This window comes from Streptomyces sp. NPDC090119 (assembly GCF_044747085.1).
Classification (GTDB): Bacteria; Actinomycetota; Actinomycetes; order Streptomycetales; family Streptomycetaceae; genus Streptomyces.
The window spans coordinates 285,163-299,825 of sequence record NZ_JBIVDK010000007.1; the positions used below are offsets into that span (position 1 = coordinate 285,163).

At 72.1% G+C, this 14,663-nt stretch carries 8 protein-coding genes; 6 read left to right on the top strand and 2 right to left on the bottom strand.

The window, feature by feature from the left end:
• Nucleotides 1-56: 56 nt before the first annotated feature.
• Nucleotides 57-3,575 carry a methionine synthase gene (gene metH / locus ACIPPM_RS28510; RefSeq protein ID WP_401452898.1) on the bottom strand — a complete coding sequence of 1,173 codons (3,519 nt, stop codon included), beginning with the start codon at nucleotides 3,573-3,575 and terminating at the stop codon, nucleotides 57-59.
• A 293-nt stretch (nucleotides 3,576-3,868) separates the two neighbouring features.
• Between metH and ACIPPM_RS28515 the strand changes: the two genes are divergently transcribed.
• The 6 genes from ACIPPM_RS28515 (at nucleotide 3,869) to ACIPPM_RS28540 (ending at nucleotide 13,271) form a co-directional block, all read left to right on the top strand.
• The gene (locus ACIPPM_RS28515; RefSeq protein WP_393915893.1) at nucleotides 3,869-4,633 is read left to right on the top strand and encodes an IclR family transcriptional regulator; all 765 of its coding nucleotides are present in this window, start codon (nucleotides 3,869-3,871) and stop codon (nucleotides 4,631-4,633) included.
• A 219-nt stretch (nucleotides 4,634-4,852) separates the two neighbouring features.
• A complete protein-coding gene (locus ACIPPM_RS28520; protein ID WP_401452901.1) occupies nucleotides 4,853-5,644 on the top strand; it encodes an MIP/aquaporin family protein in 792 nt (263 codons plus the stop codon).
• An 89-nt stretch (nucleotides 5,645-5,733) separates the two neighbouring features.
• Nucleotides 5,734-7,272 (top strand): glycerol kinase GlpK, encoded by a 1,539-nt coding sequence (glpK, locus tag ACIPPM_RS28525; protein ID WP_393596388.1) that lies wholly within the window; start codon nucleotides 5,734-5,736, stop codon nucleotides 7,270-7,272.
• Nucleotides 7,273-7,324: 52 nt separating this feature from the next.
• A complete protein-coding gene (locus tag ACIPPM_RS28530) occupies nucleotides 7,325-8,944 on the top strand; it encodes an FAD-dependent oxidoreductase (RefSeq protein ID WP_401452903.1) in 1,620 nt (539 codons plus the stop codon).
• A 237-nt stretch (nucleotides 8,945-9,181) separates the two neighbouring features.
• Complete coding sequence (locus ACIPPM_RS28535; RefSeq protein ID WP_401452905.1) at nucleotides 9,182-12,184, top strand: hypothetical protein; 3,003 nt, start codon at nucleotides 9,182-9,184, stop codon at nucleotides 12,182-12,184.
• A 94-nt stretch (nucleotides 12,185-12,278) separates the two neighbouring features.
• On the top strand, nucleotides 12,279-13,271 hold the full coding sequence (locus ACIPPM_RS28540) for a PAC2 family protein (protein WP_401452907.1): 993 nt from the start codon (nucleotides 12,279-12,281) through the stop codon (nucleotides 13,269-13,271).
• 59 nt (nucleotides 13,272-13,330) lie between these two features.
• On the opposite strand, the gene mshC is transcribed toward ACIPPM_RS28540, so the two are convergent.
• On the bottom strand, nucleotides 13,331-14,560 hold the full coding sequence (mshC, locus tag ACIPPM_RS28545; RefSeq protein ID WP_401452909.1) for a cysteine--1-D-myo-inosityl 2-amino-2-deoxy-alpha-D-glucopyranoside ligase: 1,230 nt from the start codon (nucleotides 14,558-14,560) through the stop codon (nucleotides 13,331-13,333).
• Nucleotides 14,561-14,663 lie beyond the last annotated feature (103 nt).

Sequence of the window (14,663 nt, forward strand, 5' to 3'; positions counted from 1 at the left end):
CGCGCACGATGCGCCTGTCGTGTGCGCGTGTCCGCCGATCGGCCTGGTCAGCGCGGTCAGCGGGCGTTGAAGTACTTCGCCTCGGGGTGGTGGATGACGATGGCGTCGGTGGACTGCTCGGGGTGGAGCTGGAACTCCTCGGAGAGGTGGACGCCGATCCGCTCGGGCTGGAGCAGGTCGGCGATCTTGGCGCGGTCCTCCAGGTTGGGGCAGGCGCCGTAGCCGAGGGAGAAGCGGGCACCCCGGTACTTCAGGGCGAACATGTCCTCGATGTCGGCGGGGTCCTCCCCGGCGAAGCCGAGTTCGGCGCGGACCCGGGCGTGCCAGTACTCGGCGAGGGCTTCGGCCAACTGGACGGAGAGGCCGTGCAGTTCGAGGTAGTCGCGGTAGGCGTTGGCCTCGAAGAGCTTGGCGGTCTCCTCGCCGATGCGGGAGCCGACGGTGACGACCTGGAGGCCGACCACGTCCCGCTCGCCGGACTCCTCCGGGCGGAAGTAGTCGGCGAGGCAGAGGCGGCGGCCGCGGCGCTGGCGGGGGAAGGTGAAGCGGGTCCGTTCGTTGCCGTCCTCGTCCAGGATGATCAGGTCGTCGTCCTTGGAGACGCAGGGGAAGTAGCCGTGGACGACGGCGGCTTCCAGCAGGTTGTCGGTCTGGAGGCGGTCGAGGAGGCCGCGCAGCCGGGGGCGGCCCTCGGTCTCGGCGAGTTCCTCGTAGGTGGGGCCGTCGCCGGTGCGGGCCTGCTTCAGCCCCCACTGGCCCTTGAAGAGGGCGCCCTCGTCCAGCCAGGAGGCGTACTCCTTGAGCTGGATGCCCTTGACGACACGGGTGCCCCAGAAGGGCGGGGCGGGCACCGGGTTGTCGGTGCGCACGTCGGAGCGGACGCTGCCCTCCTGCACGGGCTCCTCGGGGAGGTCGGCGGCGGGGGTGGCGCGGACGCGGCGCTGCTTGAGTTCGGGGAGCTGGACGCCGGGGCGGCCGCGCTTGACGCCGATGAGGGCGTCCATCAGGCGCAGGCCCTCGAAGGCGTCGCGGGCGTAGCGGACCTCGCCGTCGTAGATCTCGTGGAGGTCCTGTTCGACGTAGGCGCGGGTGAGGGCGGCGCCGCCGAGGATGACCGGGTAGTCGGCTGCCAGGCCGCGCTGGTTCAGCTCCTCCAGGTTCTCCTTCATGATCACGGTGGACTTGACGAGGAGGCCGGACATGCCGATGACGTCGGCGCGGTGTTCCTCGGCGGCGTCCAGGATCGCGGAGACGGGCTGCTTGATGCCGAGGTTGACGACGTTGTAGCCGTTGTTGGACAGGATGATGTCGACGAGGTTCTTGCCGATGTCGTGGACGTCGCCGCGCACGGTGGCGAGCACGATGGTGCCCTTGCCCTCGGCGTCGGACTTCTCCATGTGGGGTTCCAGGTGCGCGACGGCCGTCTTCATGACCTCGGCGGACTGGAGCACGAACGGCAGCTGCATCTGGCCGGAGCCGAAGAGCTCACCGACGGTCTTCATGCCGTCGAGGAGGGTCTCGTTGACGATGTCGAGGGCGGGGCGGTCCTGGAGGGCTTCGTCCAGGTCGGCCTCCAGGCCGTTGCGCTCGCCGTCGATGACGCGCCGCTTGAGGCGTTCGTCCAGGGGCAGCGCGGCGAGTTCCTCGGCCTTTCCGGCGCGCAGGGACTTGGCGGTGGCGCCCTCGAAGAGCGCCATCAGCTTCTGCAGCGGGTCGTAGCCCTCGGCGCGGCGGTCGTGGATCAGGTCCAGGGCGGTCTGGACCTCTTCCTCGCTGAAGCGGGCGATGGGGAGGATCTTGGAGGCGTGCACGATGGCCGAGTCCAGGCCGGCCTTGACGCATTCGTCGAGGAAGACGGAGTTCAGCAGGATGCGGGCGGCCGGGTTGAGGCCGAAGGAGATGTTGGACAGGCCCAGGGTGGTCTGGACGTCCGGGTGGCGGCGCTTCAGCTCGCGGATGGCCTCGATGGTGGCGACGCCGTCCCCGCGGGACTCCTCCTGACCGGTGCAGATGGTGAAGGTCAGGGTGTCGATGAGGATGTCCTCCTCGCGGATGCCCCAGTTCCCGGTGAGGTCGTCGATGAGCCGTTCGGCGATCTCGACCTTCTTCTCGGGGGTGCGGGCCTGGCCCTCCTCGTCGATGGTGAGCGCGATCAGGGCGGCGCCGTGCTCCTGGGCGAGGCGGGTGACCTTGGCGAAGCGGGAGTCGGGGCCGTCGCCGTCCTCGTAGTTCACCGAGTTGATCACCGCGCGGCCGCCGAGCTTCTCCAGCCCGGCCTGGATGACGTCGACCTCGGTGGAGTCGAGCACGATCGGCAGGGTGGAGGCGGTGGCGAGGCGGCCGGCTAGTTCGGCCATGTCGCTGACGCCGTCGCGGCCGACGTAGTCCACGCACAGGTCGAGCAGGTGGGCGCCCTCGCGGATCTGCTCGCGGGCCAGCTCCACGCAGTCGTCCCAGCGGGCCTCCAGCATGGCCTCGCGGAACTTCTTGGAGCCGTTGGCGTTGGTGCGCTCGCCGATGGCGAGGTAGGAGGTGTCCTGGCGGAACGGGACGGACTGGTAGAGGGAGGCGGCGCCCGCCTCGGGGCGGGGCTGCCGCTCGGCCGGGGTGAGGTCGCGGACGCGCTCGACGACCTGGCGCAGATGCTCGGGGGTGGTGCCGCAGCAGCCGCCGACCAGGGAGAGGCCGTACTCGTGGACGAAGGTCTCCTGGGCGTCGGCCAGCTCGGGGGCGGTCAGCGGGTAGTGCGCGCCGTTCTTGCCGAGGACGGGGAGGCCCGCGTTGGGCATGCAGGCCAGCGGGATGCGGGCGTTGCGGGCGAGGTGGCGCAGGTGCTCGCTCATCTCGGCGGGGCCGGTGGCGCAGTTCAGGCCGATCATGTCGATGCCGAGGGGTTCCAGCGCGGTGAGCGCGGCGCCGATCTCGGAGCCGAGCAGCATGGTGCCGGTGGTCTCGACGGTCACGGAGACGATGACGGGCAGGTCGAGGCCGAGGGCGTCCAGGCCGCGCCGGGCGCCGAGGACGGCGGCCTTGGTCTGCAGCAGGTCCTGGGTGGTCTCGATCAGCAGCGCGTCGGCGCCGCCGGCGACCAGTCCCTCGGCGTTGCGCTGGTAGGCGTCGCGCAGGGTGGTGTACGGGGCGTGGCCGAGGGTGGGCAGCTTGGTGCCGGGGCCCATGGAGCCGAGCACCCAGCGGGGGCGGCCGTCGCGGGCGGTGAAGGCGTCGGCGGCCTCGCGGGCGACGCGGGCGCCGGACTCGGAGAGTTCGTGGACGCGCTCGGGGATGTCGTACTCGCCGAGCGCGGAGTGGTTGGCGCCGAAGGTGTTGGTCTCGACGCAGTCGACGCCGACCTCGAAGTACGCCTCGTGGACGGAGCGCACGATGTCGGGCCGGGTGAGGTTGAGGATCTCGTTGCAGCCCTCGAGCTGCTGGAAGTCGTCGAGGCTCGGTTCCTGGGCCTGGAGCATGGTGCCCATGGCTCCGTCGGCGACCACCACACGGGTGGCGAGTGCCTGACGGAGCGCGGACGCACGGGTCCGGCTGTCGGCGGAAGGGGACGTCGGCGACGAGGCCATGAAGGGGCTCCCTTGGATGCGACGGCTGTCGGCTATGCGCCTGGCCAGGACGGACCTGGCGTGGGGCACGGCGCCAGAGTAACCGCCAGTGGGCTTGGATGGGCACAGGCGTCCACGACACGGACGCGGATGGCGGAGTCCGGCCGGTCGGGTGCCGTGGCCGGAATCCGACGGGTGTTCCGGCGCGGCCCTGTTCGTTGGCGGGAGATCGGCATGGACAGGTAATGTTCGGCATTGCCGAACGCACGTGGGATGGCTCGGCGGTGGCCGATGCGGACGGAGGCAGGACGTCGATGGCACGGAACATCCAGTCGCTCGAACGGGCGGCCGCGATGCTGCGTCTGCTCGCGGGCGGCGAACGGCGGCTCGGCCTCTCCGACATCGCCTCGTCGCTGGGCCTGGCCAAGGGCACCGCGCACGGCATCCTGCGCACCCTGCAGCACGAGGGTTTCGTGGAGCAGGACGAGGCGTCGGGCCGCTATCAGCTGGGCGCGGAACTGCTGCGGCTGGGCACCACGTACCTGGACGTGCACGAGCTGCGCGCGCGGGCGCTGGTGTGGACCGACGACCTGGCCCGCTCCAGCGGGGAGAGCGTGTACCTCGGGGTGCTGCACCAGCAGGGCGTGCTGATCGTGCACCACGTCTTCCGCCCGGACGACAGCCGTCAGGTGCTGGAGATCGGGGCGATGCAGCCCCTGCACTCCACGGCGCTCGGCAAGGTGCTCTCCGCCTACGACCCGGTGGCGCACAGCGAGGCGCTGGACTCCTCCCGCAAGGCCTTCACCGACCGTACGGTGTGCGCGCCGGAGGACTTCGAACAGGTCCTGGACCTCACCCGGGCGCGCGGCTACGCGGCCGACCTGGAGGAGACCTGGGAGGGCGTGGCGTCGATCGCCGCGCCGATCCACGACCGGCGCCGGATGCCGGTGGGCGCGGTGGGGATCGCGGGCGCGGTCGAGCGGCTGTGCCGGGACGGCGAGCCGCGTCCGGAGCTGGTCGCGGCGGTGCGGGACTGCGCCCGCGCGGTGTCCCGGGACCTGGGCGCGGCCCGCTTCTGAGCACACCCTTGTCCGGCGGGCGGGTCTGCTGTGCCCCCGTCCGTAACGATCCTGCCTTCTGTGCTTTTTTTCGCCCTCGGAACCCTTGACGCGTGCGCGAGCCGAAAGCGAGACTCCCGTCCATCGGTCGGCATTGTCGAACACCTATCGGTATTACGCGTTAGGGTGGGGCAGCGCCAAGGGCCGGGTTTCCCTGGACCAATGACAAAGGAGTCGCGGGTGTCCAGCTCCGACATCTTCATCGGCGAGACCATAGGTACCGCCGTACTCATCCTGCTCGGTGGCGGTGTGTGTGCCGCCGTGACGCTGAAGGCGTCCAAGGCGCGCGGCGCCGGATGGCTGGCCATCGCCTTCGGGTGGGGTTTCGCCGTTCTGACGGCCGTCTACACCTCGGCGCCCCTCTCCGGCGCGCATCTCAACCCGGCCGTGACCCTCGCGCTGGCGATCAAGGACCACGACTACAGCACGCTGCCCGCCTACTGGGGCGGCCAGTTGCTGGGCGCGATGATCGGCGCGACGCTGGTCTGGGTGGCCTATCTGGGCCAGTTCCACGCGCACCTCACCGACCGGGAGATCGTCGGCGGGCCCGGCGCGCAGGACACGGCCAAGGCGGTCGAGGCCCAGGAGGCGGCCGCAGGCCCGGTGCTGGGCATCTTCTCCACCGGCCCGGAGATCCGGAACGCGGTGCAGAACCTTCTCACCGAGATCATCGGCACGATCGTGCTGGTGCTGGCGGTCCTCACGCAGGGCCTGAACAACGAGGGCAACGGTCTGGGCCCGGTGGGCGCGCTGATCACGGCCCTGGTGGTCGTCTCGATCGGTCTGTCGCTCGGCGGTCCGACGGGGTACGCGATCAACCCGGCCCGTGACCTGGGGCCGCGCATCGTGCACGCCCTGCTGCCGCTGCCCAACAAGGGCGGCTCCGACTGGGGCTACGCATGGGTGCCGGTCGTCGGTCCACTGATCGGCGGCGCGATCGCTGCGGGCATCTACAACGTCGCTTTTGCTTGATGAGTAACGATTTGCGCCAAAAGCACCGATCATTCGAGTAAGCGCCGTACACACCGCCACCCTCACCTCGGATCTCCCAGGAGCACACAGTGACCGACGCCCACACCGCAGGCCCGTTCATCGCCGCGATCGACCAGGGCACGACCTCCTCGCGCTGCATCGTCTTCGACCGGGACGGCCGCATCGTCTCCGTCGACCAGAAGGAGCACGAGCAGATCTTCCCCAAGCCGGGCTGGGTCGAACACGACGCGAACGAGATCTGGACGAACGTCCAGGAGGTCGTCGCCTCCGCCATCGACAAGGCAGGCATCACCCGCGACGACATCAAGGCCATCGGCATCACCAACCAGCGCGAGACGACCGTGCTGTGGGACAAGAACACCGGTGAGCCCGTCCACAACGCCATCGTCTGGCAGGACACCCGTACCGACGCCCTCTGCCGCGAGCTGGGCCGCAACGTCGGCCAGGACCGCTTCCGCCGCGAGACCGGTCTGCCGCTGGCGTCCTACTTCGCCGGACCCAAGGCCCGCTGGCTGCTGGACAACGTCGAGGGGCTGCGGGAGCGCGCCGAGGCCGGGGACATCCTCTTCGGCACCATGGACAGCTGGGTCATCTGGAACCTGACCGGCGGTGTCGACGGCGGCAAGCACGTCACCGACGTCACCAACGCCTCGCGCACCATGCTGATGAACCTGCACACCATGCAGTGGGACAAGAAGATCTGCGAGTCCATCGGTGTGCCCCCGCAGATGCTCCCCGAGATCCGCTCCTCCGCCGAGGTCTACGGCGACATCACCGGCGGCAGCCTCGGCGAACTGCTCGGCGGCATCCCCGTCGCCTCCGCGCTCGGCGACCAGCAGGCGGCCCTGTTCGGCCAGACCTGCTTCTCCGAGGGCGAGACCAAGTCGACCTACGGCACCGGCACCTTCATGGTGATGAACACCGGCGAGCAGATCATCAACTCGTACGCCGGTCTGCTGACCACGGTCGGCTACAAGATCGGGGACCAGCCGACGGTCTACGCCCTGGAGGGCTCGATCGCCGTCACCGGCTCGCTGGTGCAGTGGATGCGCGACCAGATGGGCCTGATCTCCACCGCCGCCGAGATCGAGACGCTCGCCCTCTCGGTCGAGGACAACGGCGGCGCCTACTTCGTACCGGCCTTCTCCGGCCTGTTCGCCCCGCACTGGCGCTCCGACGCGCGCGGTGTGATCGCGGGCCTGACCCGGTACGTCACCAAGGCGCACCTCGCGCGCGCCGTCCTGGAGGCCACCGCCTGGCAGACGCGGGAGATCGCGGACGCCATGACCAAGGACTCCGGGGTCGAGCTGACCACCCTCAAGGTGGACGGCGGCATGACCGCGAACAACCTGCTGATGCAGCAGCTCGCGGACGTGCTGGACGCCCCCGTGGTCCGACCGATGGTCGCCGAGACCACCTGTCTCGGTGCCGCCTACGCCGCCGGTCTCGCCGTCGGCTTCTGGTCCAACACCGACGAGCTGCGCGCCAACTGGCGCCGGGCCGCCGAGTGGACCCCCCGCATGGACGCGGAGACCCGCGACCGTGAGTACAAGAGCTGGCTCAAGGCCGTCGAGCGGACCATGGGCTGGCTCGAGGACGAGAGCTGACCGGGCCGGCGCAGCCGCCAGGTCCGGCTCCGACGAGGAGTTAGTACCCGACATGACCAGTCCCACCACCCTGCAGTCCGTACCTGCCCTCGGCGCGCACCCGGCCTCCGGCTCCCTCCCGAGCCGGGCCGAGACCAGGGAGCAGCTCGCCCGGGCGTCGTACGACCTTCTTGTCATCGGCGGCGGCATCCTGGGCATCTCCACCGCCTGGCACGCCGCGCAGTCCGGGCTCAGGGTGGCGCTGGTCGACGCCGGTGACTTCGCCGGTGCCACCTCCTCCGCCTCGTCCAAGCTGCTCCACGGCGGCTTGCGCTACCTGCAGACCGGCGCGGTGAAGCTGGTGGCGGAGAACCACTTCGAACGGCGTGCGGTCTCCCGCCAGGTGGCCCCCCACCTGGCGAACCCGCTCACCTTCTACCTCCCGGTGTACAAGGGCGGCCCGCACGGCGCGGCCAAGCTCGGCGCGGGCGTCTTCGCCTACTCCGCGCTGTCCGCGTTCGGCGACGGCGTGGGGCATCTGCTCTCGCCGTCGAAGGCCGCGCAGGACGTGCCCGAGCTGCGCACCGACAACCTGAAGGCCGTGGCCGTGTACGGCGACGACCAGATGAACGACGCCCGCATGGCGCTGATGACGGTCCGCGCTGCCGTCGAAGCGGGCGCGGTCGTCCTCAACCACGCCGAGGTCACCGGGCTGCGCACCACGCGCGGCCGGGTCACCGGCGCCGAGCTGAAGGACCGGCTGACCGGCGAGGAGTTCGGCGTGAACGCCCGCCTGGTGCTGAACGCGACCGGTCCCTGGGTGGACCACCTGCGCCGGATGGAGGACCCGCACGCGGCCCCCTCGATCCGGCTGTCCAAGGGCGCGCACCTGGTCCTGAAGCGCACCGCCCCCTGGAAGGCGGCGCTGGCCACCCCGATCGACAAGTACCGCATCACGTTCGCCCTGCCCTGGGAGGACATGCTGCTGCTCGGCACCACCGACGAGGTGTACGAGGGTGACCCGGCCGATGTGTCCGTGACCGAGGCGGACATCTCCCAGATCCTGGACGAGGCCGCGTTCTCCGTCCGGGACCAGCAGCTCCAGCGGGATCTCATCACCTACTCCTTCGCCGGGCTGCGGGTGCTGCCGGGTGGTCCCGGCGACACCTCGAAGGCCAAGCGGGAGACGGTGGTCACCGAGGGTCCGGGCGGGATGCTGTCGGTGGCGGGCGGCAAGTGGACGACGTTCCGGCACATCGGGCGGACCGTGCTGAAGAAGCTGGAGGAGCTGCCGGGACGGCCGCTCGGCGACGACTTCGAGCCGGTCTCCGAGCTGCCCAAGCGGCTGCCGCTGCCCGGTGTCGCCAACCCGCGCGCGGTCGAGCACCGGCTGCTGGTGGACCATCCGGCGCCCGGCCCGCGCATGGGCGCCGACACCGCCCGCCATCTGGCCACCCACTACGGCTCGCTCGCCTTCGACATCGCCCGGCTGGCCAACGAGCACCCCGAGCTGGCCGAGCGGGTGCACCCCGACGCCCCGGAGATCTGGGCACAGGTCGTCTGGGCCCGCGACCAGGAGTGGGCCGAGACGGCGGACGACGTACTGCGCCGCCGCACCACACTCACCATCCGCGGCCTGGCCACGGACGAGATACGCGCGCAGGTGCGTGAGGTGCTCGACAAGAAGCGGTAGCGACAGGCAGTAGCCACCGGCAGTGGCAGGCGTGCTCAGGGGCGGTTCCGGATCGACGGGACCGCCCCGCACGCGTATGCGCACTTCCATCCGCCCCCGAACACTTCCGCGCGCTCCCTCGAACGTGTTTCAAAGCGTGCGTTTACCACCCACTCTCCGGCTAAAACGGATCTTTCAGACAGCGATGGAACCGGCGACGGCGGAGTGGGGCGAGGCCCAGGTGCGGGGAGCGGTCATATGCGAGGCGGTTGGCACACTCCGCGGGCGCGGCGGCGTCTCGGTTTCGCCGCGTGCGGCGCGGCGCTCGCCGCGCTCGCCGCGGTCCTGCGGTTCTGGTGGCTGGACGCGGCGGTCGCGGGCGTCCTGATCTCGGCGATCGGCGCGTTCGTGTCGGTGGTGGCCCTGGTGGCCGACATCCTGCGCGGCGACGGGGACCCGCCGCTCCGGTCGGCGGCCGAGGACCGGTGCCGGGCCGCGGACGCGCTGGCCGAGGCCGTCCGGGACCAGTGGGCGGCGGAGGCCCGGTTCCGGCGGCTGCGGGACCCGTTGCCGATCGAGGTGGGCTGGGCACCGGCCGACCGGCGGCTGGCGGACCATCCGGAGAACATCCGCCGCGCCCAGCCGCTGCCCGCTCCGCGTGACGCGGTGGTGGAGCACGTACCGGACTCCGCCGCGCTGCCGTCCGGCCGTCGCCTGGTGGTGCTGGGCGGCCCGGGGTCCGGCAAGAGCGTGCTGGCCCTGCGATTCGTACTCGGCCGGCTGGCCGTCCGCCCCTCGGGCGGGCCGGTCCCGGTGATCGTCCCGCTGGCCGGGTGGGACCCCTGGCGTACGGGGCTGCGCGACTGGCTAGCCGAGCGGCTGGCCGCCGACTATCCCCCGCTGTCCGCCCCCGACGGGCAGCGCACCCTGGCCCGCGCCCTGCTGGACTCGGGCCTGGTCATGCCGGTCCTGGACGGCTTCGACGAACTGGCCCGCCCCGGCTGGGCGGAGGCCGTACGCCGGGTCAACGCCGAGCTGGACGACGATCTGCCGCTGCTGCTCACCAGCCGCGAGGAGGCGTGGGCGACGGCGGTGGCCGAGGGCGACGTGCTCACCGCGGCCGAGGTGATCGAGCTGCGGCCGCTGGACCTGGCGCAGGCCGGGTCCCACCTGGAACGCACCGCCCGCCCCCGGCCCACGGCGGACGGCGAACGGGCCACGGTATGGACGCCCGTGCTGCGGGAGCTGGCCGAGCGGCCCGGGTCGGCTCCGGCGCGGGCGCTCACCACTCCCCTGATGGTCTCGCTGGCCCGTGCCGTCTACGGCGACACCTCCGGCGACCCCTCGGAGCTGCTGGACACCGGGCGCTTCCCGACGGTGGCCTCGGTCGAGGAGCATCTGCTCGGGGCGTTCGTCCCGGCCGCGTTCGCCGCTTCCGGGCCGCGGGCCACCGCGGACGCGGAGCGCAGGCTCACCGTGCTGGCGCGGGCGTTGCAGCACCGCGACACGGGGCGGCTGGCGTGGTGGGAGCTGGAGTCGATGCTGCCCGCCGCGCTGCGGGTGTACACGCCGGGGCTGCTGGCGCTGGCGGTGCAGGCGCTGCTGGTGCTCCCGGTGATGGTGGCGCGGGTGGTGAGCGGGCAGGCGCGGACGGAGGACGTCGTCTCGGTGGGGGCGACGCTGTTCGGCCAGACGCTGGGGTTCGCGTTCGGCGCCGCCTGTCTGCTGCCGCGTGACGGGGGGCTGCCGAGCAGACGGTTCATCCTGCGGCAGACGCTGCTGACCGCGCTGGTGAGCGGCCTGTTGTGGGCGGCGTTCGCCTGCACCGACGATCTCCGGTTCGGCTTCCGCTACGGCACGCTGACCGACGGCTGGATGCCGGACCTGCTGGGCGGCTGCCTGTTCTCGCTGCTGTTCACCCTGTTCTTCGGCATCGCGGGGCTCCCCCGGCGCCCGGTGCCGCTCAGCCTGCCGTGGAGCGGTGCGGCGGGCCGGGCGGTGGCCCGCGTGCTGGGGGCGGGGCTGCTGGTGGGCGGGGCGGGTTCGGCGGGGTCGGTGCTGCTGGACTCCTCGCGCGATCCGTGGACCGCGCTGATCGGCACCACCTGCATGGCGGCGGGCACGTCGCTGCTGGTGAGCGGCACCCACCGGCAGGACGGCCAGCATCCGCACCGCGCGGGCCGGATCAGCCGGCGTTTCGCGGCCGGTGCGGTACGGGGCACCGCGGCTGCCCTGCTGATCGGGATCACCGCGTGCACGGCCGCAGGGCTGGCGGCGGTCGGGGTGACGGTGCTGAAGTCCGGCGGTACGGAGGACCTGGCGGGCCGCCGCATCGACGGCTGGCGGTTCGCCGAACGGGACGGGGTGCGCACGGCGGTCACCTCGCGGCCGCTGCACGGCAGCATGCTGATCCCCGGCGACGGCGCCCGGCCCATCGCCTACCCCGGCGACGGCGAGCCGCCCGACTGCACGATCCCGCTGCTGAAGGACCGCAAGTGCCGGCCCTTCACGTCCCGGCGGACGGTGTTCGAGTCGCGGGAGGGCGTCGTCGTGGTGCGGCTGGCGCTCACCGGCGGCACGGCGGGCGCGGACGGCCCGGCGGGCGCGGACGGCCCGGCGACGGTGGCGTATCCGGCGAATCTGCGGTCCGTGCTGCCCGCGCCCGCCCGTGGCTGGCTCACCCGGGGTCCGGCGACGGGGCTGCTGGCGCGGTGTCTGCCGCCGTTCGTGGCCAGTGGCGTGCTGATCGGGCTGGTGGGCGGGTGTGTGTGCGGGGTGTACCGGGCGCTGAGCGTGCCGTCGGACATCATGCGGGCGACCGGCCCCGGTTCGTCGCTGCGGACGGACCGGACGGCGTCGTTCACGCGGGCCGGGGTGGTGGCGCTGCTGGTGGCGCTGGTGTGTGTGCCGGTGATGGTGCTGCCCGGTGACTGGGGCGGGCTCGCGCATGTCGGGACCCGGCTGTGGCTGCCGCTGGGCGCGGCGGCGCTGGCGCTGAGCGCGTGGGGGCGGTTCGCGGTGGCCCGGGTGTGGCTGGCGGCGACCGGGCGGCTGCCGTGGCGGCTGATGGCGTTCCTGGAGGACGCCCACCGGCGGGGTGTGCTGCGCAGGTCGGGCGCGTGCTTCGAGTTCCGGCATCTGCGGCTCCAGTCCCACCTGGCGGGCGGCGCGGCCGGGGTGCGGGGCCAGGGCGGGCCGGTGGACGGTGCCTGGGAGCGGGCTCCGCTGCGGGGTGTTCCGGGCCGGGGTTCGGGGCAGTGATCCGTTCAGCCCCTATCGAGGGGGCTGCGGAGGCTCCCGTCGGACGCCGTAAGGTTGGGTGGTCAGGCGAGAGCACGTCGGAAGGAGGCACTGGGTGATCGAGCTGGAGGGTGTTCCCGAGCTGATCGACCCAGTCATGGTGGCCGCGTTCGAGGGCTGGAACGATGCCGGTGACGCCGCCTCCACGGCGGTCGCGCATCTGGAACGCGAGTGGAAGGGCCAGGTGTTCGCGGCGCTGGACGCCGAGGACTACTACGACTTCCAGGTGAACCGCCCCACGGTCTTCATGGAGGGCGGCGTACGCAAGATCACCTGGCCGACGACCCGGCTGTCGGTGGTCCGCGTCGGCGGGGACAAGCCCCGTGACCTGGTGCTGGTGCGCGGTATCGAGCCGTCGATGCGCTGGCGCTCGTTCTGCAACGAACTGCTGGGCTTCGCCCATGAGCTGGGCGTGGAGCTGGTGGTGATCCTGGGCGCGCTGCTCGGCGACACCCCGCACACGCGTCCGGTACCGGTCAGCGGGGTCACCTCGGACGCCGACCTGGCCCGCCGGATGAACCTGGAGGAGACCAAGTACGAGGGCCCGACGGGCATCGTCGGCGTGCTCCAGGAGGCGTGCACGCACGCCGGTGTCCCGACGGTGTCGCTGTGGGCGGCGGTGCCGCACTACGTCTCCCAGCCGCCCAACCCCAAGGCCACGCTGGCGCTGCTGAACCGTCTCGAGGACCTGCTCGACCTGCGGATGCCGCAGGGCGAGCTGCCCGAGGACGCGCGTGCCTGGCAGACGGGCGTGGACCAGCTGGCCTCGGAGGACAGCGAGGTCGCGGAGTACGTGCAGACGCTGGAGGAGGCCCGCGACACCGCCGAGCTGCCGGAGGCGTCCGGCGAGGCCATCGCGCGGGAGTTCGAGCGGTATCTGCGGCGCCGGGACGTGGGCGGCCCGGGCGGCCACGCCACGGCAGACGGCTCGGACAGCGGGCCCTACCGCCGGGACACGCCGAGCGGCCGTACCCGCCCGCCCAAGCCCCAGAAGCCGGAGGCGCCGGGCGTCTCCGACGGGGACGAGGCGGACGGCTCGGAGGACTGAGCGAGCTGAGAGAAGTGGGGCGGTACCCGGCCGGGTACCGCCCCACTTCGTGTGTCAGGTCAGAGCGCCACGCCGAGCAGCGCGTCGACGGTGCGGCTGACCACGCCGGGGGCGCCGATGTCGGTGCCGCCCTCGCTCTCCTGGCGGGCCGCCCAGCGGTCCACGGCGGCGAGCGCGGCGGGCGCGTCCAGGTCGTTCGCGAGCGCCTCGCGGACCTCTTCCACCAGCGCGTCGGCGGACGGGCCGTCCGGCCGGGAGACGGCCGCGCGCCAGCGGCCGAGCCGGTCCACGGCGTCCTGGAGCACCTGGTCGGTCCACTCCCAGTCGGAGCGGTAGTGCCGGGAGTGCAGGGCGAGCCGGATGGCGGCCGGGTCGACGCCGTCGCGGCGCAGCGCGGAGACGAAGACGAGGTTGCCCTTCGACTTGGACATCTTCTCGCCGTCCAGGCCGACCATGCCCGCGTGGACGTACGCCTTGGCCATGGGGAACTCGCCGGTGAGCACCTGGGCGTGGGAGGCGCCCATCTCGTGGTGCGGGAAGGCGAGGTCGGAGCCGCCGCCCTGGACGTCGAAGGTCATGCCGAGGTGGTCCAGGGCGATGGCGACGCACTCGATGTGCCAGCCGGGGCGGCCCCGGCCGAGCGTGCCGCCGTCCCAGCTGGGCTCGCCCTCGCGGGCCGCCAGCCAGAGCATCGGGTCGAGCGGGTTCTTCTTGCCGGGCCGGTCCGGGTCGCCGCCGCGCTCGGCGGACAGCACGCGCATGGCGGCCGCGTCCAGGTGGGAGACCTGGCCGAAGTGCGGGTCGGCGTCGACGGAGAAGTAGATGTCGCCGTCCAGGTCGTAGGCCGCGCCGAGTTCCCGGAGCCGTTCCACGAGCGGGACGATGCCGGGTATGGCCTCGACGGCGCCTATGTAGTGCTGGGGCGGCAGCATCCTGAGGGCGGTCATGTCCTCGCGGAACAGGGTGGTCTCCTGCTCGGCGAGCGCGGTCCAGTCGACGCCGTCGCGGGTCGCGCGCTCCAGCAGCGGGTCGTCGACGTCGGTGACGTTCTGGACGTAGTGGACCTGCCGCTTGGTGTCGAGCCACACGCGCTGGACGAGGTCGAACGCGTTGTAGGTCGCCGCGTGACCCATGTGGGTCGCGTCGTACGGCGTGATGCCGCAGACGTAGATCCGGGCGACGGGACCGGGATCGAGGGTGACCGGACCGTCGGTCGCGGTGTCGTGAATCCTCAGGTCGCGGCCCTGACCAGGCAGGGCGGGGACCTCGGAAGCGGGCCAGGCATGCATGTACATGAGCGTAACCGGCCATGAGCTGGGGCTACGAACCGGATCGGGCCGGAGGCCGCCGGATGGCCGGATGGGCGCTCTTGCGGCCACCCGGCTCGCTGTG

Coding starts and splice junctions, on each gene's coding strand:
- metH (WP_401452898.1), bottom strand. CDS start 3,575: ATGGCCTCGTCGCCGACGTCCCCTTCCGCCGACAGCCGGACCCGTGCG.
- ACIPPM_RS28515 (WP_393915893.1), top strand. CDS start 3,869: ATGGCACGGAACATCCAGTCGCTCGAACGGGCGGCCGCGATGCTGCGT.
- ACIPPM_RS28530 (WP_401452903.1), top strand. CDS start 7,325: ATGACCAGTCCCACCACCCTGCAGTCCGTACCTGCCCTCGGCGCGCAC.
- ACIPPM_RS28535 (WP_401452905.1), top strand. CDS start 9,182: ATGCGAGGCGGTTGGCACACTCCGCGGGCGCGGCGGCGTCTCGGTTTC.
- mshC (WP_401452909.1), bottom strand. CDS start 14,560: ATGCATGCCTGGCCCGCTTCCGAGGTCCCCGCCCTGCCTGGTCAGGGC.